A 393-nucleotide genomic window follows, 5' to 3' on the forward strand; every position below is an offset into this window, starting at 1 on the left:
CGAACTTAAAGTATTGCTATAAAAGTATTGTCATAAAATAGTTGCGTACTTCGATTAACGCAATTGACTCAATGCATCATCCTGCATGAGCTGACGCGAGACAATCACTCGCATGATCTCATTAGTGCCTTCTAAAATCTGATGAACACGCAAGTCTCGTACATGTCGCTCTAGCGGATACTCATTTAGATAACCATAGCCACCATGTAGCTGTAAGGCTTCATTGGCAACATCGAAACAAAGATCAGTGGAAAGACGCTTTGCCATCGCACAATAGGTAGAAGCTTGCCCATCATTGTTATCGACTTTATTAGCCGCTAGATACAGCATTTGTCGCGCGGTAATGGTCTGAGTGAGCATATCCGCAAGCTTAAACTGTACGGACTGTAAGCT

General features: G+C 42.7%; 1 protein-coding gene. It reads right to left on the reverse strand.

The window, feature by feature from the left end:
- Window positions 1-54: 54 nt before the first annotated feature.
- A partial coding sequence (locus AAEZ03_RS26130; RefSeq protein WP_350582655.1) for an acyl-CoA dehydrogenase family protein occupies window positions 55-393 on the reverse strand: 339 nt, incomplete at its 5' end.

The organism is Pseudomonas sp. HY2-MNA-CIBAN-0224 (assembly GCF_040310285.1).
Taxonomy (GTDB): domain Bacteria; phylum Pseudomonadota; class Gammaproteobacteria; order Pseudomonadales; family Pseudomonadaceae; genus Aquipseudomonas; species Aquipseudomonas helleri.